Raw genomic sequence first — 16470 nt, 5'->3', positions numbered from 1 at the left:
GATAACGCCTCAGCCGAGGGCGGCCACCGTCACGGCGAGGTGCCGGGTGAGCCAGGCGGTGGTGGCCGTACGCGCCGTCTCGGCGTTGTCGCGGGCCAGGAAGTCGTGCCCCTCGCCGGTGAGCACGAGATGCCCGTGCGGCACGTCCCGCGCGGCGAGGGCCTGCGCCACCTGGGCCGACTCGCCGGCCGGCACGTTCGTGTCGTTGGCGCCGTGGATCAGCAGCACCGGCACGTCGAGCTGGTCGATGTGGGTCATCGGCGACAGGTCCCGCAGCAGGTCGGCGTCGCGCACCGGATCGCCGTACTTGCTGACGGCGGCGGCGGCGATCCACGGCTCGGTGCCGGCGTAGAACGTGCGGAAGTCGGAGATGCCACACTCGGCCACCCCGGAGGCGAACAGGCCGGGGAAGTTCACCAGCACCGCGAGGACCAGGTAGCCGCCGTAGGAGCGGCCCAGGCAGCCGAGCCGGCCCGGGATCGCGACACCGCTGTCGACCAGGTGGTCGGCACACGCCGCCACGTCCGCGATGGCCCCGTACCGGCCGGCGAGGTTGTCGGCGGCCACGAAGGTGCGGCCGAAACCGGACGAGCCGCGCACGTTTGGCGCGAACACCGCGACGCCCTGCGCCACGAGGGCCTGGAACAGCTCGTTGTAGCCGGGACGCTCCTGCGCCTCGGGGCCGCCGTGCAGGCTGATCGCCGTCGGCCAGGGGCCCGGACCGGGCGGGCGGTAGAGCCAGCCGGACAGGGGCATCCCGTCGCGGGCGCGCAGGTCGACGAGCTGCGGCGCGACACCGCTGTCGCCCGTACGCGCGGCGCCGGTGTCCGGCCGCAGCGGGCCCGGCGTGCCGGTGGCCGGATCGACAAGCCAGACCTCCCGGGGCTGCACCGGCCCCTGCGCGGTGACGCAGAGCAGGTCGGCGGCGGCGGCGAAGACGACGCCGTCGAGCACCTCACCCGGGGCGGCGACGGCCCGCTGCACACCGCTGGTGAGGTCGAGCAGGCTCAGCTCGCTGCGCCCACCGTAGGTGTTCCACAGCAGCGCGGCGCGTCGCCGGTCCGCGCTCAGCGCGACGTGCTCCAGCTCGGCGTCCGGTCGGCCGGCGAGCCGCGTCGGCGTCGGCGCTGGCCGGGTGAGGTCGACGCGCACCAGCGCGGCCAGCTCCGAGAACGCGTCGGTGCGCGCCAGCACGCTCGTCCCGTCGGGGCCGAACCAGCCCTGGTCGGTGCTGCCCCGGCCGGTGTCCGGCAGCAGGCGTACCCGGTCGCCGGTGGCCACGTCCAGCAGCTCCAGCCAGCGGGCGTTGCGCGGACCACGCCGCAGCAGGGCGGATCCGCCGTCCGGGCTGACGTCCAGGAGGGTGAGCAGGTCGCCCTCGGCGAGCACCCGCCGGTGCCCGGTGCCGGCGTCGACGAGCACGGCGGCGCCCCGCTCGGCGGTCTCGGTGACCGCCATCAGCGCGCCGCCGGGCAGCCAACCGGACAGGGCCGCACTGCGCCGGCCGAACCCGGCGACCTGGCGGCGCTGCGTGCCGTCCGGCCGCAGCACCCACAGCTCGGTGCGGGGAGCGCCACCCGGCGCGACGACGCAGGCCAGCCACTGACCGTCCGGGGACCAGCTGACCGCCAGCACCGGCTCGTCGCCGCTGGGCAGCGCGACGGCCTCGGCGGCACCGACGTCGCGTACCCAGACGGCCGGGGTGCCGGCCCGGTCCGACAGGTACGCCACCCGTCGGCCGTCCGGCGACGGCGCGGGCGCGAAGTCCTCGCCGGCCGGCAGCGGCGGCACCGGCCGGTGCGCGGTCAGGTGGGCCAGGCGGGTGGTAAGTGGCGCCTGCGTCCGTACGCTCATCTAAACCCCGATCCGCTGCAACCAGAGCTCCAGCAGCCCGAGCTGCCAGAGCGCGTTGGAGCCCAACGTGGTCCGCCGGGCGTTCGGCGCGTCCAACAACTCCTCCAGGTAGTCCTTGCGGAACAGACCGCGCTCGCGCGCCGGGCGGGCGGTAAGCGCGTCCCGCACGTCGTCGAGCAGAGGGCCGGACAGGTGCCGGATGGCGGGCACCGGGAAGTAGCCCTTCGGCCTGTCGATCACCTCGTCGGGCACGATGCCCCGACTCGCGGCCTTCAGCACGCCCTTGCCGCCCTGGGCCAGCTTGAGCGCCGGTGGGCAGGCGGCGGCCAGCTCGACGACCTCGTGGTCGAGGAACGGCACCCGGGCCTCCAACCCCCACGCCATCGTCATGTTGTCGACCCGCTTGACCGGGTCGTCGACGAGCATCACCAGGCTGTCCTGGCGCAGCGCCGCGTCGAGCGCGGTGTCCGCGCCCGCCGCGCCGAAGTGGGCGGTGACGAACTCCAGGCTCGCGTCGTGGTCGAGCATCCACTCCGGCGCCAGGTGCCCGGCGAGCGCGTCGTGCCGACGATCGAAGAACACCCGGGCGTACGCCTCGACGGCGTCCGCGCGGGCCACGTTCGCCATCGGCGGGTACCAGTCGTAGCCGGCGAAGATCTCGTCGGCGCCCTGGCCGGACTGCACCACTGTGATGCGCTGCGACACCTCCTCGGAGAGCAGGTGGAACGCGACGCAGTCGTGGCTGACCATCGGCTCGCTCATCGCCGCGATGGCCTCGTGCACCGCCGGCACGAACCGGGCCGCGCCGATACGGATCTGGTGGTGGTCGGTGTCGTACTCGCGGGCCACCAGGTCGGAGTAGTGGAACTCGTCGCCGCTCTCCCCCGCCGCCGCCTCGAAGCCGATGCTGAAGGTGGCCAGCCCGGTCTGGCCCTCCTCGGCGAGCAGGGCGACGATCAGGCTGGAGTCGAGGCCGCCGGAGAGCAGCACGCCGACCGGCACGTCGGCGACCATCCGGCGGCGTACGGCGGTGCGCAGCGCCGCCATGATCCGTTCCTGCCACTCCTGCGGGGACATGGCCGGCGCGGCGGCACGGGTGAACTCCGGCCGCCAGTAGACGGTGTCGGTGCTGCGGCCGTCGGCGGTGACGACGCGTACGGTGGCCGGGGGCAACTTGCGGACGCCGGCCAGGATGGTGCGCGGCGGCGGCACCACCGAGTGGAAGCTCATGTAGTGGTGCAGGGCCACCGGGTCGAGGTCGGTGTCCACGTCACCGGCGGCGAGCAGCGCCGGCAGGGTCGACGCGAAGCGGATCCGGCCCGGCGTCTCGGCCAGGTAGAGCGGCTTGATGCCGAGCCTGTCGCGCGCCAGCACCAGCGTGTGCGTGGCCAGCTCGACCAGGGCGAACGCGAACATGCCGTAGAAGCGCTCGACGCAGGCAGTCCCCCACCTGTGGTACGCCTTGAGGATCACCTCCGTGTCCGAGGTGGACCGGAAGGAGTAGCCGGCGGCGGTCAGCTCGTCACGCAGCTCCCGGTAGTTGTAGATGCAGCCGTTGAAGACCAGGGCGAGGCCCAGCTCGGGGTCGACCATCGGCTGGGCGCCGGTGTCGGACAGGTCGATGATGCGCAGCCTGCGGTGCACAAGCGCCGCCGGGCCGTGCTGCCAGCTCCCCTCACCGTCCGGGCCCCGGGAGGACAGGACGGGGAGCATCCGCTGCACCGCCGCCAGGTCCGGTGGCGCCCCGTCGAGGCGGAACTCGCCTCCGATACCGCACATGGCACACACCTCTCATCGGCTCGGTCCGCTCGGGCCGCTGACCGGTCCAGGCTTGGCGGACCGGGTTGCGTCCCGATGACAACTAGGTCAAGCGTGAGTTACACCGGGGACTGATCGGCTCCGCCGAGCAGCCAGGTGTCCTTCGACCCACCGCCCCGCGACGAGTTGACGATCATGCTGCCGGCCGGCGCGACACGGGTCAGCGCCACCGGCGCCACCTCCGCAGTCTCGCCGAGGAACACGAACGCGCGCAGGTCAACGTGGCGCGGCGCGAGGGCCGTACCGTCGAAGACCGGGTGGGTGGTCAGCGCCACCACCTCCTGGGCGATCCACCGGTGCGGGGCGGCGAGGATCTGCTCCCGGACGGCGTCCAACTCCTCCGCCTCGGCGCGGGGGCCGATCACCACCCGGTCCCCGCCGTACCCGTCGACCGGCTTGAGCACCAGCTCGTCGAGCCGGCCCAGCACCTCGGCACGCTGCTCGGGCAGCCCGCACAGGTACGTCGGCACGTCGCCGAGCAGCGCCTTCTCCCCCAGGTAGTACTCGATGAGCCGCGGCACGTACGCGTACAGCGCCTTGTCGTCGCCCACGCCGTTGCCCAGCGCGTTGGCGAGCGTGAGCCGCCCGGCGTGCACCGCCGCCAGCAGCGGCCAGCCCAGCGGCACGCCGTCGGCGCCCGGGGCGTGCAGCAACGCCTCCTCGTCCATCCGCAGGTAGAGCACGTCGACCTGGCTGCGGCGACCCTCCCGGACCAGGTGGACGCGGCCGTCGGACACCAGCAGGTCGCTGCTCTCGGTCAGCGGCACGCCCATCTCGTCGGCGAGCAGCCGGTGCTCGAACCAGGCCGGGTCGCCCGGGCCGCTGCTGAGCACCACCACGGCGGGGTCGTCGGCGGCGGCGGGCGCGGCGGCGAGTAGCGCCCGGTACAGCATCGCGGGCGTCTCGTCGGCGGGCAGCAGGTCGTCGGGCACCGGCAGCTCCGGCAGCACCGCCTGGGTGAGCCGGCGGTTCTGCACGGCGTAGCCGATCCCGGAGGGCACCCGCAGGTTGTCCTCCAGCACGTACCAGCCGCCGTCCGGGTCGCGGACGAGATCGGTTCCGGACACCTGGGCGCGTGTGCCGCGCCGGCCCATCAGCGCCCCGGTCGGGCGCAGCCCCGGTGAGGACTCCACCACCCAGGCCGGCACGACCCCGTCGGCCACCACCGCCCGGTCGGCGTACACGTCGCGCAGGAACGCGTCGAGCGCGCGGGCGCGCTGCACCAGGCCGGTCCGCAGCGTCCGCCAGTCGTCGGCGGGCACGACCCGGGGCACCAGGTCGACAGGGAAGAGCCGGGTGCTGGCCTCGCCGGCCACGCTGAAGGTCACGCCCCGGGCGCGCTGCTCCTCGTCCCGGTCGTGCTCGCGCTGCCGCAGGCCGGCGGCGCCGAGGGTGCGCAGGGCGGCGAGCAGCGGACGGAACGCCGGCTCCGGCCCGTCCGGGCCGAAGACCTCGTCGCCGGCGTCGGTGTACGTGGACAGCGCGGGCGGCGGCGACATAACGGGCAGAGAGGGACGAACCCGGCCACGGGTCTCGTCGAGCAGCAGGTCGACCACGTCGGCCAACCGGCCCCGCCGCTCGTACGCCCGCCGCTGCCGCGCGGCGGAGCTGCCGCGTTCCAGCGCGTATCGGGTCAGCTCGCTGACCTGCTCCCAGTCGCCTGTCGCCTCCAACTGCGGGCGCAAATCGGTCACCAGGCGGCGTACCGCCTCGGCGGCCGGCACCGGCCGGGCCGAGCGGGGCAGGTCGAGCAGGTCCCCCTCCAGCCCGGAGCGGGCGGCCCGCCACACGGCGGCACGCAGCACCGGCGGCCGGACGGCGGTGCGCTCGACCCCGGCGCGCAGGGCGGCGACCTCCCGGCGCACCAACGCCCGGAACAGGCCGGTGAGCAGGACGATGGTCTCCACGTCGGCGTTGGCGTCGGTGATGCGCAGCTCCACTGTGGGCACGTGCGCCGACGGCCGGACATCGAAGTAGATCATGGCCGGATCGGTGATGGTCTCCGAGGAGATCAGCTCGGCGACAAGCGCCTCGTGGTCGGCGGCGCTTGTCACCTCGCCCGGGTCACCGGCCGTGGGCCAGCGCTGCCAGACCAGCGAGCGGACGCTGGCATAGCCGCTGTCCTGACCCATCCAGTACGGCGAGCTGGTGGACAGGGCGAGCAGCACCGGCAGCCACGGCTGGACCCGCCTGGTCACGGCCACCGCCAGGTCCCGGTCGGAGACGCCCACGTGCACCTGCGCGCCGCAGATCAACTGCTCCCGGGCGAGCATCTGGTACTCGTCGAGCATCCGGCGGTAGCGCGAGGTGGGAGTGACGCTCGGGTCGCCGTCGGCGCGCAGCGGCACCGTACCGGCCGCCACGATGCCCAGCCCGGCCCGGTCGGCGACCTGCACCGCCGACTGACGCAGCCGGGTCAGCTCGGCGCGGATCTCGTCCAGGGTGCGGCAGACCGCGGTGTTGGTCTCCACCACGCTGCGGTGCAGCTCGGCGGTGAACGACGTGGCCGGCAGCCGATCGAGCAGCTCCCCGGCCCGGGGCACCAGCTCCCGGGTGTGCAGGTCGACGACGTGGAACTCCTCCTCGACGCCGATGGTGGCGAGGTCGGCCGGATCGTCGTGCAGCGCCGTCGCCAGGGCGGGACGGGGCGTGGGCACGGCCCGGCCGTTGTTGGACCGGCCCACCGGCCCGTCGAACGTGGCCGCGTTCGTGGTGTTGTCGACCATGGTCACCCCGGTTCGCGTGTCGGTGGTCTCGACTGTCCGACGAGCGTTCCCAGGCTTGGTACCGGGGGTGTTTCCGGCGCGTTAAGGTGACGCTCCGTTCTGCCCCGGGGGCAGCCAGCGATCAGGCGTGCCGCTGATCCCCTTCGGACACTTGAACCTCGACCGAGGCAGAATCGGGCTACCGGGGTCGCGGCCTGACCTATCCCCTGGCCCGCGCCGCGGTGGGCTTCGCGCGGGAGCGTGGCGCCCGGGCGCTGGAGGCGTACCCGATGCTCGCCGAGGCCGGCAAGCAGATCACCTGGGGCGAGGCGCACGTCGGGGTTCGGCAGGTCTTCGAGGAGGCCGGGTTCACCGAGGTCAGCCACCCCACGCTGCGTCGGGTGGTCATGCGGATCGACTTCCCGACCGACACGTCCCGGCCGCCCACGCCACGCTCACGCTGACCGAACCCGGCTACCGGGGCGGGGTCCGCGCGTACTCGATGGTCGTGGCGACCCGCTTGGCGGTGGCGGCGCCGAGTTCCCGTTCGGTGAGCCACAGTCCCAGGTCGAGCCCGGCCGCGAGCGCGCCCGCCGTGACGCGGTCGCCGTCGTCGACCACGCGCTCGTCGAGGACTGTCACGTCGTAGGCGCGCAGTTCGTCGTACGCCTCGCGGTTGGTGGTCGCCCGCCGGCCGGTCAGCAGGCCGGCGGCCGCGAGGAGCAGCGCGCCGGTGCACACCGATGCCGTCCACCGTGTCGATGGCGCGAGCGCGGCCAGCTTCGCCGGAAGAACGCCGCGCTGTGCCTGCGCCCAGGTGCCCTCGGCGGCCCGGTTCAGCCATCCGCCACCGGGGACGATCACGCCGTCGGCCTGGCCCAGCACCTCGGGGACCTGGAGCTGCACCCCACGCATGCTGGTGACAGGCCCTGGCCGCTCGACGGCGACCAGGCCCACGTCGAACCCGGCGATCGCCAGCACCTCGAAAGGCCCGATGACATCCAGCTCGTCGAAGCCGTCGAACACCACTATCTCAATTCGCACCCGGCCAGGATCTCCCGTCGACCGGAGGGTCACGAGTGGCATCATTGCCATCATGCGTAAGAGTTCCGCCACGCATCGGGTCGTCGTCCTCGCCCTACCCCGCGTCGTCGCCTTCGACCTGACCATCGCGACGCACGTCTTCGGCCACGAGGGTCACGGCCGGTACGCGATGACCGTGTCCGCACTGGACGGTGGTCAGGTCCGCACCACCACCGAGGGCCTGAACCTGACCGTCGCCACGACGCTCGACGCCCTCGGTGCTGCCGACACCGTGATCGTGCCCGGATTCCGCCGCGGTCCGGCACCGGCGCGCGCTCTCCACGCGCTGCGGCTGGCACACCGTCGGGGCGCGCGCATCGCGTCGATCTGCACCGGGGCGTTCGCGCTGGCTCAGGCCGGACTGCTCGACGGCCGCCGTGCGACCACCCACTGGGCGCACGCCGAGGCGCTCGCCCGCGAACACCCCCTGGTGCACGTGGACGCCACTGCGCTGTACGTCGACGAGGGCCAGGTGATCACCAGCGCCGGGCTCGCCGCGGGCCTCGACATGTGCCTCTACCTCGTCGGCCGCGACCACGGGCAGGCGGTCGCCATCGAGCGCGCCCGTCACCTGGTCACCCCACTGCACCGAGCGGGCGGCCAGGCGCAGTTCATCCCGGCCGGCGTGGCGGTTGAGGACGACGAGCTGGCTGTGGTCACCGCCTGGGCGAGCGACAACCTGCATCGCCCGATCACCGTCGCGGACCTGTCCCGGCAGGCGGTGATGTCCACTCGGACGTTGCACCGCGCCTTCCGGAACCGGTTCCAGACGAGCCCGCGAGCCTGGCTGATCCAGCAACGGTTGCGCGCCGCCTGCAGGCTGCTCGAAGACGGCGGGATCAGCGTCGACGAGATCGCTCGGCGAACCGGGTTGGGCACGGCCACCAACCTGCGTGCGCACTTCCAGCGGGCCTTCGCCACCACCCCTACCGCGTACCGGCGAGCCTTCACACCCTGAACTGACGCTCGGGGTCGGATCTGATCGAGAGCGATATACCTCAGAGGTATGAATATGACTGAGAGGTATATCGCCTACGGAAGTGACCGCCCCGGCGAGGGCTGCGCGTGGGTGATCGACACGGGATCGGCGATGTCGGGGTGTCCCGGCCAACTGGACACCCCGACATCGGCGATCCGGGTTACCTCATGTTGGCGACCACGAACGGCGCGTGGCCGTGCAGGTAGTTGTTCCATCCGCCGGTCACCGGCGCGCCGGGGTTGAGCAGGTTGGTGGTGTCGGTGCCGACGTCGAGCTTCCACGCCGTCCAGGAGATGCCGTTCGCCTTCATCCAGTCGATCCAGGACTGTGCCTCCGACAGACAGGCCCGGCCGTCGAGGCCGCCGTCGGCGTTGCTGGCACCCCACTCGGTGACGAACAGCGCCAGGCCGGCCCGGATCGCCGCGTCACCCTTGGCGCGCAGTGACGCGCCGTGGGTGCACGAGTAGAAGTGCAGCGTGTACATGAGGTTGGTGCCGGAGACGGGGCTTGCCGCCGCGGCGTCCACGTCCTGCGACCAGGTCGGCGTTCCGAGGACGACGATGTTGTCCGGGTCGGCGGCGCGGATCGCGGACACGACCGCCTGGTGGTACGGCTTGATGACTCCGGTCCAGCTGAACTGCAACGGCTCGTTCCACGTCTCCCAGATGACGTTGGGCAGGTGACCGTAGCGGCGTGCCAGGTCGCCGAAGAACGCCACCGCCTGGGACTGGTTGTTCTGCGCCTCGTGCGCGTGCCAGTCGACGATCACGTACACCCCGGCGGTGACGGCGTTGTTGATGATGGTCTCCACCTGCGCCCGCGCCCTGCCCGGATCGCTCAGGTACGCCCCGGCGGGCTCCACGCCCATCGCCGCGCGAATCACCTGGAGGTTCCAGTTGTCGCGCATCCAGGTCAGCGCGGACAGGTTCTCGGCGTAGGGCGCGGTCTCCCAGTTGAGCCACATGCTGCTGACGCCGCGCAGTTGCACCCGCGCCCCGGACCTGTCGCACATCGTCGTGCCGCAGACCCGTAGCTGCCCGTACCGCTGCACAGGCGTCCCGGTCGTCGGCGGCGGGGTCGTGGGTGGCGGAGTCGTAGGTGGCGGAGTCGTGGGCGGCGGGGTCGTCGGCGGCGGGGTGGTCGGCGGTGGGGTCGTGGGCGGCGTGCCGCCGGTGCAGGACACGCTGATGCCGTTGACTGTGCAGTTCACCGGAGTGCTGGAGCCGTTGACCAGGAAGCCGAACGACGTCGACGCGCCGGCGCCGAGTGCGCCGTTCCACGACACGTTGCTGAACGTGTAGTGGCTGCCCGAGGTCACCTGCTGGGCGTTCCACGACTGGCTGATGGTCGACCCGGCCGGCAGGTCGAACTCGACCCGCCAACTGCTGATCGGCGCGGAGGTGTCGTTGGTGACCGTGACCTGGCCCTGATAGCCACTGCCCCAGCTGTTCGTCACGGAGAACGCGGCAGTTGCCGCGCTGGCCGGCGTGGCGATCATGGCCACCGTGCCGGCGAGCAGGCCGGCGACGGCCAGCGACGTGACAAGTCTCAGTGTGCGCATGCGGAACCCGCTTCGGATCGACGGTGGTGGTCTGCGGCGGGGCGGCGCCTGCACGCACAGTATCGATCAACGACGATGTCATGCAAGCTGGGACGGGCGGATGCGGGCCGATCAGCAGGTCACCCCCGCCGCCAGCCCCAACGGCGCGAGCCGGTCGCCCGCCCCGACCCACCCTTCTCCCGGGCCAGCATCTCGGCCGCCGTCCGCAGCTTCTGGGCGGGCTCCTCGGCGGCCGGCCCCAGCGTCTCCACGAAGCGGTTGCCCATCGCCAGCACCGTGGCCGCCCGGTCGAGGTCGCCGATCAGGATCAGGCACTGGGCGTACACCCCGTAGGTGTTGGCCATCTCCCAGAAGGTCAGCGGACGCGCCAGGTCGAGCAGTCCCTGCCGCAGCTCGCAGGCCCGCGACGCCGCCAGCGCGGCCTCCTGGACGCCGTCGCCCGACGACGGCCGGGTGAGGTGCCGGTGCAGCAGCGCCGTCGCCTGGTTGTGGTAGGCCGTGCCCATGGCCTCCCGGGTGCGGGGCCCGGCGGACGGCGGATTCCCGGCAGAGGTCAGGCCCACCGTCACGGCCCGTTCCAGCAGATCCCGCCGCGTGGCGGGCTGACCGGCGGCGAACGAGACCTCGGCCAGGTCCACCAGTGCGGTGATCCACTCGGCGAGGGCGTCGTCCCGGGGCGCGGCCGCCACGTTTCCACCCTCGGCCGCCACGGCGTCGTACGCCCGCTCGAAGACGACCACCGCCTCACCGCCGGGAGCCATCCCGTCGGCGGCCCTGCCGAGCGCGGACAGCAGCATGCTGTGCCGCCACAGCGCCCGGGCCAACTGCTGCTGGTCCTGCAGCGCCACCCGACCCGGACCCGGCACGGCCTCCCGGTACGCCTCGATCACCCGGACCCACAGCCGGTCGGCCTCCGCCCAGGTGTCCTGTCGCGTCGCGCGCTCCCGTGCCTGCTCGAACAACCGTCGCCGCTCGTCCGGTCCCATCGTCCGCACCGCCCTTCGTGGTAACCCCCCAGCCCCACACCACCGAAGCAGTGAGGTCAATCGATTCTAGGCGCGCCCGATGGTCACCACTCGCGCCCAGGCCGGTGGCGTTCGCGGTACCTGGTCCACTTCCTCGCGCCAGGAGGTGCGGCGTCGGGGAAACAGGCCGACGACCGTCCGGGCCGCCGGACGAGCGGTCGGCCAGGGCGTCTGCCCGTCGGTAAGCGCCACGATGACGTCCGGGCAGGGTCGTGCCCGAAGCGCGCGGGCGAAGCCCGTACGCAGATCCGTGCCGCCACCGCCGATCAGTGGGATCTCCTCCGCCCGGCACAGGGAGTGCACGATCTGGGCCGCCGCATCGCAGGGCAACACGCTCACCAGGTCACGCCGGCCGCCCACCGCCCGGCAGATCGCCGCCACCTCGAGCAGCGCGCTGCCCAACTCGGCGTCACTGACCGACCCGGACGTGTCGACGATGACGCAGACCGTCGGAGGTCGGCGGCGCAGGCTGGGCAGAATCACACCGGGCAGGCTCGCGGATCGCCGCGACGGTCGGCCGTAGGTGTGGTCGGCGCCCACCCCGGCGGCCACCGCCGCCGAACGGATCGCCGCGCCCAGCAGGTCCCGCCACGGCTGCGGGGGATGGAATGCCTCCTCCGCCCACCGCCGCCATCCCCGGGGTACGGACCCCGGGTGCCCGGTGATGCCCTCCGCCACCCGGAACCGGACCGCGTCGCGCTCCTGCGCGCTGAGGCCGTGCGCGCCGTCCGGCCCCAGGTCCCACTCCCGCGCCAGCCCGTCCGCGCCGCTGCCGCAGTCCAACCAGACCAGATCCTGGGTACGCGGGCCGAGCCCGAACTGACGCAGGTAGTCCTCCATCAACTCCCCCGGGGCGAGGCCCAACGACGCCGGCTCGACGGCACCCTCGGGCGTCGCCAGCCCGTCACCGAACACGTCGTCGTTGATCTCGCAGTCCGCGGCGATGTTCATCCGCAGGCGCTCCCCCGGGCCGCTCAGCCCTCGTTCCCGGGCGACCCGGTCACCCCGGCCGTGGTGGTCGCGCAGCAGATGCGACACCTCGTGCACCCACACCCCGGCCAGTTCCTCCAACGGGGTGCGGTCCACGAACGCCGGCGAGACGTAGCAGCGCCAGTGCCGGTCCACGGCCATCGTCGGCACCTGCCGGGACGCCACGGGGTGCAGGGCGAACAACGCCGTCGCCAGGTAGGGCCGGACGCGGGCGGCGTGCAGTCGGGCCGCGTACAGCTTGTCGGCGTCCAGCGTCGTCGCGTTCGGAGCGTTCACCGTCGCACCCCGGCGGCGGCCGCGACGCGGGCCGTCGCCTGGTCGGCCCGCCGGGACAGCGACACCGCCCCGCCGAGGCGCTCGATCGTGTCGGGGACGTCCCAGTCCTCCCGGCGCAGAGTGGCGAGAGTGGTCGCGGGCACCACGACCAGATCCGGCGCTCCGGTCTCGACGGCCCGGGCCAGCAGGGCCCACGCCGCGTCCCACCGCGGCCGCTCCGGGCGGTTGCGGACCGCCGCCACGACGGCGTCCAGCACCGCCTGGCGCAGATCGCCCCGTTCGGGCAGGACGGCCGCCGCCGGGTCGGCCAGCAGGTCCTCCGGGTCGGGCAGGTCCATCCGGTCCATGCTGGCCAGCAGCTCCAGCCCTGGGCCGTCGCCCACGGTGCCCCGCACCAGCAGGGACAGCACCTCGCGGGAGACGCCGGCGGCGGTCGCGAAGGCGGTCAACCGCAGCGCCATCTCCCAGCTGCGGGGCGACGGCCACGGCCCGCCCCGAGCGGCGTCCGTGGTGGGCAGCCGGTGCACGAGATCTGGGCGGACCGTCAGCAGGCCACACACGGCGCGGCGGGCGAAGGCGACGGCCTCCGGCAGCTGCTCCGGGTCGAGCCGGGGCAGTGCCGCCCGGGGCCACGTGCCGCCCAGTCCCCGGACGACGACCTCGTGGTCGTGGATCCACCGAAGGTGGACGAAGCGGTTGGCCAGCGGTGGGCTCAGCTCCCATCCGTCGGCCGCCGACGACCGCGGATTGGCGGCGGCGACGATCCGTACGCCGGGCGGCAGCCGCAGGGCACCGACGCGGCGCTCCAGCACGAGGCGCAACAGGGCTGCCTGAACGGCCGGCGGGGCGGTGGACAACTCGTCGAGGAACAGCAGCCCTCGCCCGGCCCGGACCAGGCGTACGGCCCAGTCCGGTGGGGCCATCGGAACACCGTGGTTCGCGGGGTCGGCGCCGATGATCGGTAGCCCCGAGAAGTCGGACGGCTCGTGGACGCTGGCGACGACCGTGGTCAGTGGCAGGTCCAGGGTGGTGGCCAGGTGGGTCAGGGCCGCCGTCTTGCCGATGCCGGGCTCACCCCAGAGGAGTACGGGCAGGTCGGCGGCCACGGTCAGGGTCAGGGCCGCCAACTGGGTGTCGGGGCGCGGTTCGGTGGTGGTCGCGTCGAGCAGAGCGAGCAGGTCGCGGGCGACGTCGAGCTGAGGACTGGTTGCAGGCATTGTCATCACCTTTGGGTTCGTGGTGGGTGAAGTGGGGGCGTTCCGCGGTCAGCGGTTTGTCGCGTGCCGCGAGCGCTGGCGTCGCTTGCCCGAGCGGCGAGGTTCCGGTGCCGTGGGGCCCGGCCCGGCCCCGATCAGGCCGGCCCGGAACAGGCCGTGGGTTATCCGCCGCTGCGCGGCGGTTTCGAGTTCGTCACGCAGGGATCCGTCGCGCAGAAGCGCCTCGGGGCCGAGCAGGGCCTCGACGGTGTCCAGCGCGCCGGCGGTGTCCCCGTGGTCCAGGCGGGCCCGCACGTCGGGCAGGCACTCCGGCTGTCGGTGCGCCTCGTCGATCGCCCGCAGACAGGGCAGCGGTGTCCCGGTGAGCGCGGCCAGCAACTCCTCCCGGCGGATCTCTGCCGGGTCGTGGTCCAGTGCCGCGAGCACGCCCCCGACCAGGCCGATGCGATGCAGGGCACCTCGGCACGGCACCAGGCGCGGCAGTTCGGCGTGCTTCGGTGCGGTGGGGCCGGTCGACACCTGATGCTCGGGCACGAGCGCCGACGCGACCAGGGGATGCAGCCGGTCGGCCTCGATCAGCCCGGCACGCAGCAGCGCCAGGTCGGGCGGCACCCAGGTCGCCGCGTCGGGCAGCACCGGAAGCCCGGCCCCGCCCGCTCTTGAGACGCGGACCGGAGGTGGCCCGTGGTCCCCGTCCGGGGTCACCGTGAGGACCAGTAACCGCCGGCGGCCGAGCCGCACCGCGACAGCTCCACCGGCTCGCCCCTCGGCGCGGAGCAGAAGCGCCGCCTCGGCCGGCCAGCGGTCCGTCGCGTACCCGGATGCCGGCACCGCCCTGCCCAACCCGTCGGGGACGACGGAGGGTCCAGCGTCGGGCGGCAGCCGGTCCGCACCGGATCGAGTCCGCAGCTCACCGGCCCGGCGCGCGTCCCACAGGTGTCGGTGCAGGTCGAGCCGGAACCGCCGGTCGGGGTGAGGGTGCGCGCCGGATCCGCAGCGCGACCCGTCCCACAACCCGAGGCTGATCCGCTGCCCGGCGTCGGCCCAGGCCGGCGGAGTCCGGGCAACCAGGTGCACCGAGCCGCCGTCGGGCCGCTCCGGGGCGTACCGGGACAGCGAGACGATCAGGTCCGGACGCAGCAGACCGTCGGGAGCGACCCTCGGCAGGTGCCAGCGCAGCAGGTCCGGGGCCAGCTGACGGAGGTCGGCCCGGACCCGTGCGGCCAACTCCCGACCGTGGCGGCCGGCGACCGCGCGCAGGTTGATGTCGGCATCGACACGCGCCGCGGCGCACGCCCCGGCCCAGTCACCGACCCGGCGGCGAGCGGTCGCGCGCTCGATCATGGACGGCGGAACGGCGAACTCGCGCACGCTCTGCCAGAAGGACAGTCGAGAATCCGCATTCGCGGCCCGGGAATGCATCAGCACTCACCGTTCGCGGATCGGACCCCCAATCTGAAAAGAGAGGAAGTGATCATCGCGGCGGAGCTTACCGCCGGAACGCCGGCTCCGCCAGAGCCTTCGCGCCGCCTCACTGGGTGGCGGCGACGATGCAGCGGCGCAGCTCGGCCACCGCCTCCGCCGGCCCGTCGACGCGGACGCCGCTCGGCTCGCCGGCCAGCTCCCGCCCCCACGCCCAGCGCAGCATCGCCGCCGGCGGGCCGGTCACCGTCACGTCGGCGGCGTCGGCCACACCGTCGGTCACGCGGAACACCGCAGGTTCGGTACGCACCGTCCACGCCGTGTCGTCGGCCCGGACGGCGAACGTCCAACCCGGTGAGCCGGCCAGGATCTCGCGGAACGCGTCGGCCCACTCGGCCACCGAGTACTCCACGAACACACGGAGCAGCTCGTCGACGCCGTCCACGGCGAGGTCGTCCGCAACGGGCGCGACCGGCGCTCCGACGCCCAGCTCGGCATCGATGCGGTGGATCACGGTCTCCTGCGCCATCCGGCGGATCCAGAAGCCGACGGACCGGCCCGGCGCATACCAGGAGGCGGCCGGGTCCTGCGGGTCGTGCGTGGCGAACTCGGAGCGCAGCTCGGCGTACGCGCGGTCGAGCAGCGCCAGCGGCGCCTCGGACGCCAGCTCAGCCGGGGTAGTCGTCTGCTGGCGTGTCGGTCGTCAGTAGCGCTCACTGGTGGGCTATAGTCGGTGTTGTGAACTTGAAGGAATGGGCGGCGGCCACGGGGATCTCGTACGCGACGGCACGTCGGCGTTACGAGTCTGGGACGCTACCCATTCCCACCTACCGGATCGGCCGCCTGATCATGGTTGGAGATCCGGTCACCGCAACGGCGGCCGAGGCCGGGCAGACCGTGGTGTACGCCCGGGTGTCGTCAGCCGATCAGAAGGCGGATCTGGACCGTCAGGTCGCCCGGGTGACCGTGTGGGCCACCGGTCAGAAGCTCGGCGTGGACCGGGTAGTCACCGAGGTCGGGTCCGCGGTGAACGGGCACCGTAAGGAGTTCCTGGCCGTGCTCCGCGACCCGGATGTGTCAACCATCGTGGTCGAGCACCGCGACCGGTTCGCCCGCTTCGGTGCTGAGTACGTTGAAGCCGCGCTGGCCGCGCAAGGCCGGCGTCTGCTGGTGGTCGACCCGGCTGAGGTCGATGACGACCTGGTCCGCGACGTCACCGAGATCCTGACCTCGCTGTGCGCCCGCCTGTATGGTCGTCGCGCCGCCGTGAACCGCGCCCGCCGCGCAGTCGAAGCCGCCACCGAGGCTCCGGTGTGAAGACGATCCAGGCGTACCGGTTCGCCCTCGACCTCACCCCGGGCCAGGAACGTGACGTGTTCGCGCATGCCGGGGCGGCCCGGGTCGCGCATAACTGGGCACTGGCGAAGGTCAAGGCGGTCATGGACCAGCGGAGCGCCGAGCGATCCTACGGCGTGGCGCACGAGGCGTTGACGCCGTCGCTGTCATGGTCCCTCGCTGGGTTGCGCAAGGCGTGGAACGC

General features: G+C 73.3%; 14 protein-coding genes and 1 pseudogene. 4 read left to right on the top strand and 11 right to left on the bottom strand.

The features are described 5' to 3' along the window. Positions 1 to 9: 9 nt before the first annotated feature. From ACLQ26_RS18160 to ACLQ26_RS18150, 3 genes are all read right to left on the bottom strand, one after another. Complete coding sequence (locus tag ACLQ26_RS18160) at positions 10 to 1854, bottom strand: S9 family peptidase (protein ID WP_425745526.1); 1845 nt, start codon at positions 1852 to 1854, stop codon at positions 10 to 12. Continuing rightward, positions 1855 to 3633 (bottom strand): N-acetylglutaminylglutamine amidotransferase, encoded by a 1779-nt coding sequence (locus ACLQ26_RS18155; RefSeq protein WP_425745525.1) that lies wholly within the window; start codon positions 3631 to 3633, stop codon positions 1855 to 1857. A 98-nt stretch (positions 3634 to 3731) separates the two neighbouring features. Further along, positions 3732 to 6398 (bottom strand): glutamate--cysteine ligase, encoded by a 2667-nt coding sequence (locus ACLQ26_RS18150; protein ID WP_425745524.1) that lies wholly within the window; start codon positions 6396 to 6398, stop codon positions 3732 to 3734. Positions 6399 to 6619: 221 nt separating this feature from the next. Here ACLQ26_RS18150 and ACLQ26_RS18145 point away from each other — a divergent pair, with 221 nt between their 5' ends. Beyond that, the gene (locus ACLQ26_RS18145; RefSeq protein WP_425745523.1) at positions 6620 to 6841 is read left to right on the top strand and encodes a hypothetical protein; all 222 of its coding nucleotides are present in this window, start codon (positions 6620 to 6622) and stop codon (positions 6839 to 6841) included. 10 nt (positions 6842 to 6851) lie between these two features. On the opposite strand, the gene ACLQ26_RS18140 is transcribed toward ACLQ26_RS18145, so the two are convergent. Further along, on the bottom strand, positions 6852 to 7421 hold the full coding sequence (locus ACLQ26_RS18140) for a DJ-1/PfpI family protein (protein ID WP_425745522.1): 570 nt from the start codon (positions 7419 to 7421) through the stop codon (positions 6852 to 6854). Between the two features lie 52 nt (positions 7422 to 7473). Between ACLQ26_RS18140 and ACLQ26_RS18135 the strand changes: the two genes are divergently transcribed. Beyond that, positions 7474 to 8418, top strand: a complete 945-nt coding sequence (locus tag ACLQ26_RS18135; RefSeq protein ID WP_425745521.1) for a GlxA family transcriptional regulator — start codon at positions 7474 to 7476, stop codon at positions 8416 to 8418. Between the two features lie 181 nt (positions 8419 to 8599). Here the strand turns inward: ACLQ26_RS18135 and ACLQ26_RS18130 are convergent, their stop codons facing one another. The 7 genes and pseudogenes from ACLQ26_RS18130 to ACLQ26_RS18100 form a co-directional block, all read right to left on the bottom strand. Then, positions 8600 to 10000, bottom strand: coding sequence for a cellulase family glycosylhydrolase (locus ACLQ26_RS18130; protein WP_425745520.1), 1401 nt, complete (start codon positions 9998 to 10000; stop codon positions 8600 to 8602). Positions 10001 to 10119: 119 nt separating this feature from the next. Beyond that, entirely contained in the window at positions 10120 to 10986 is an 867-nt protein-coding gene (locus tag ACLQ26_RS18125) for a hypothetical protein (protein ID WP_425745519.1), read from the bottom strand. A gap of 66 nt (positions 10987 to 11052) precedes the next feature. After that, positions 11053 to 12291 carry a DUF2201 family putative metallopeptidase gene (locus ACLQ26_RS18120; protein WP_425745518.1) on the bottom strand — a complete coding sequence of 413 codons (1239 nt, stop codon included), beginning with the start codon at positions 12289 to 12291 and terminating at the stop codon, positions 11053 to 11055. Then, positions 12288 to 13514, bottom strand: coding sequence for an AAA family ATPase (locus ACLQ26_RS18115; RefSeq protein WP_425745517.1), 1227 nt, complete (start codon positions 13512 to 13514; stop codon positions 12288 to 12290). The genes ACLQ26_RS18120 and ACLQ26_RS18115 overlap by 4 nt, the downstream gene beginning before the upstream one ends. A 42-nt stretch (positions 13515 to 13556) precedes the next feature. Further along, positions 13557 to 14930 carry a hypothetical protein gene (locus ACLQ26_RS18110; protein WP_425745516.1) on the bottom strand — a complete coding sequence of 458 codons (1374 nt, stop codon included), beginning with the start codon at positions 14928 to 14930 and terminating at the stop codon, positions 13557 to 13559. Between the two features lie 109 nt (positions 14931 to 15039). After that, positions 15040 to 15459, bottom strand: coding sequence for a hypothetical protein (locus tag ACLQ26_RS18105; protein WP_425745819.1), 420 nt, complete (start codon positions 15457 to 15459; stop codon positions 15040 to 15042). Continuing rightward, positions 15436 to 15609: pseudogene (locus ACLQ26_RS18100) on the bottom strand (maleylpyruvate isomerase N-terminal domain-containing protein); the annotation flags it as partial. The pseudogene ACLQ26_RS18100 and the gene ACLQ26_RS18105, both read right to left, overlap by 24 nt. A 59-nt stretch (positions 15610 to 15668) precedes the next feature. Here ACLQ26_RS18100 and ACLQ26_RS18095 point away from each other — a divergent pair. Then, complete coding sequence (locus tag ACLQ26_RS18095; RefSeq protein ID WP_425745818.1) at positions 15669 to 16247, top strand: IS607 family transposase; 579 nt, start codon at positions 15669 to 15671, stop codon at positions 16245 to 16247. Further along, a partial coding sequence (locus tag ACLQ26_RS18090) for a helix-turn-helix domain-containing protein (protein ID WP_425745515.1) occupies positions 16244 to 16470 on the top strand: 227 nt, incomplete at its 3' end. The genes ACLQ26_RS18095 and ACLQ26_RS18090, both read left to right, overlap by 4 nt.

Source organism: Micromonospora sp. DT43 (genome assembly GCF_049841645.1).
Taxonomy (GTDB): Bacteria; Actinomycetota; Actinomycetes; order Mycobacteriales; family Micromonosporaceae; genus Micromonospora.
This window is presented reverse-complemented; position numbering and strand designations above follow the sequence as displayed.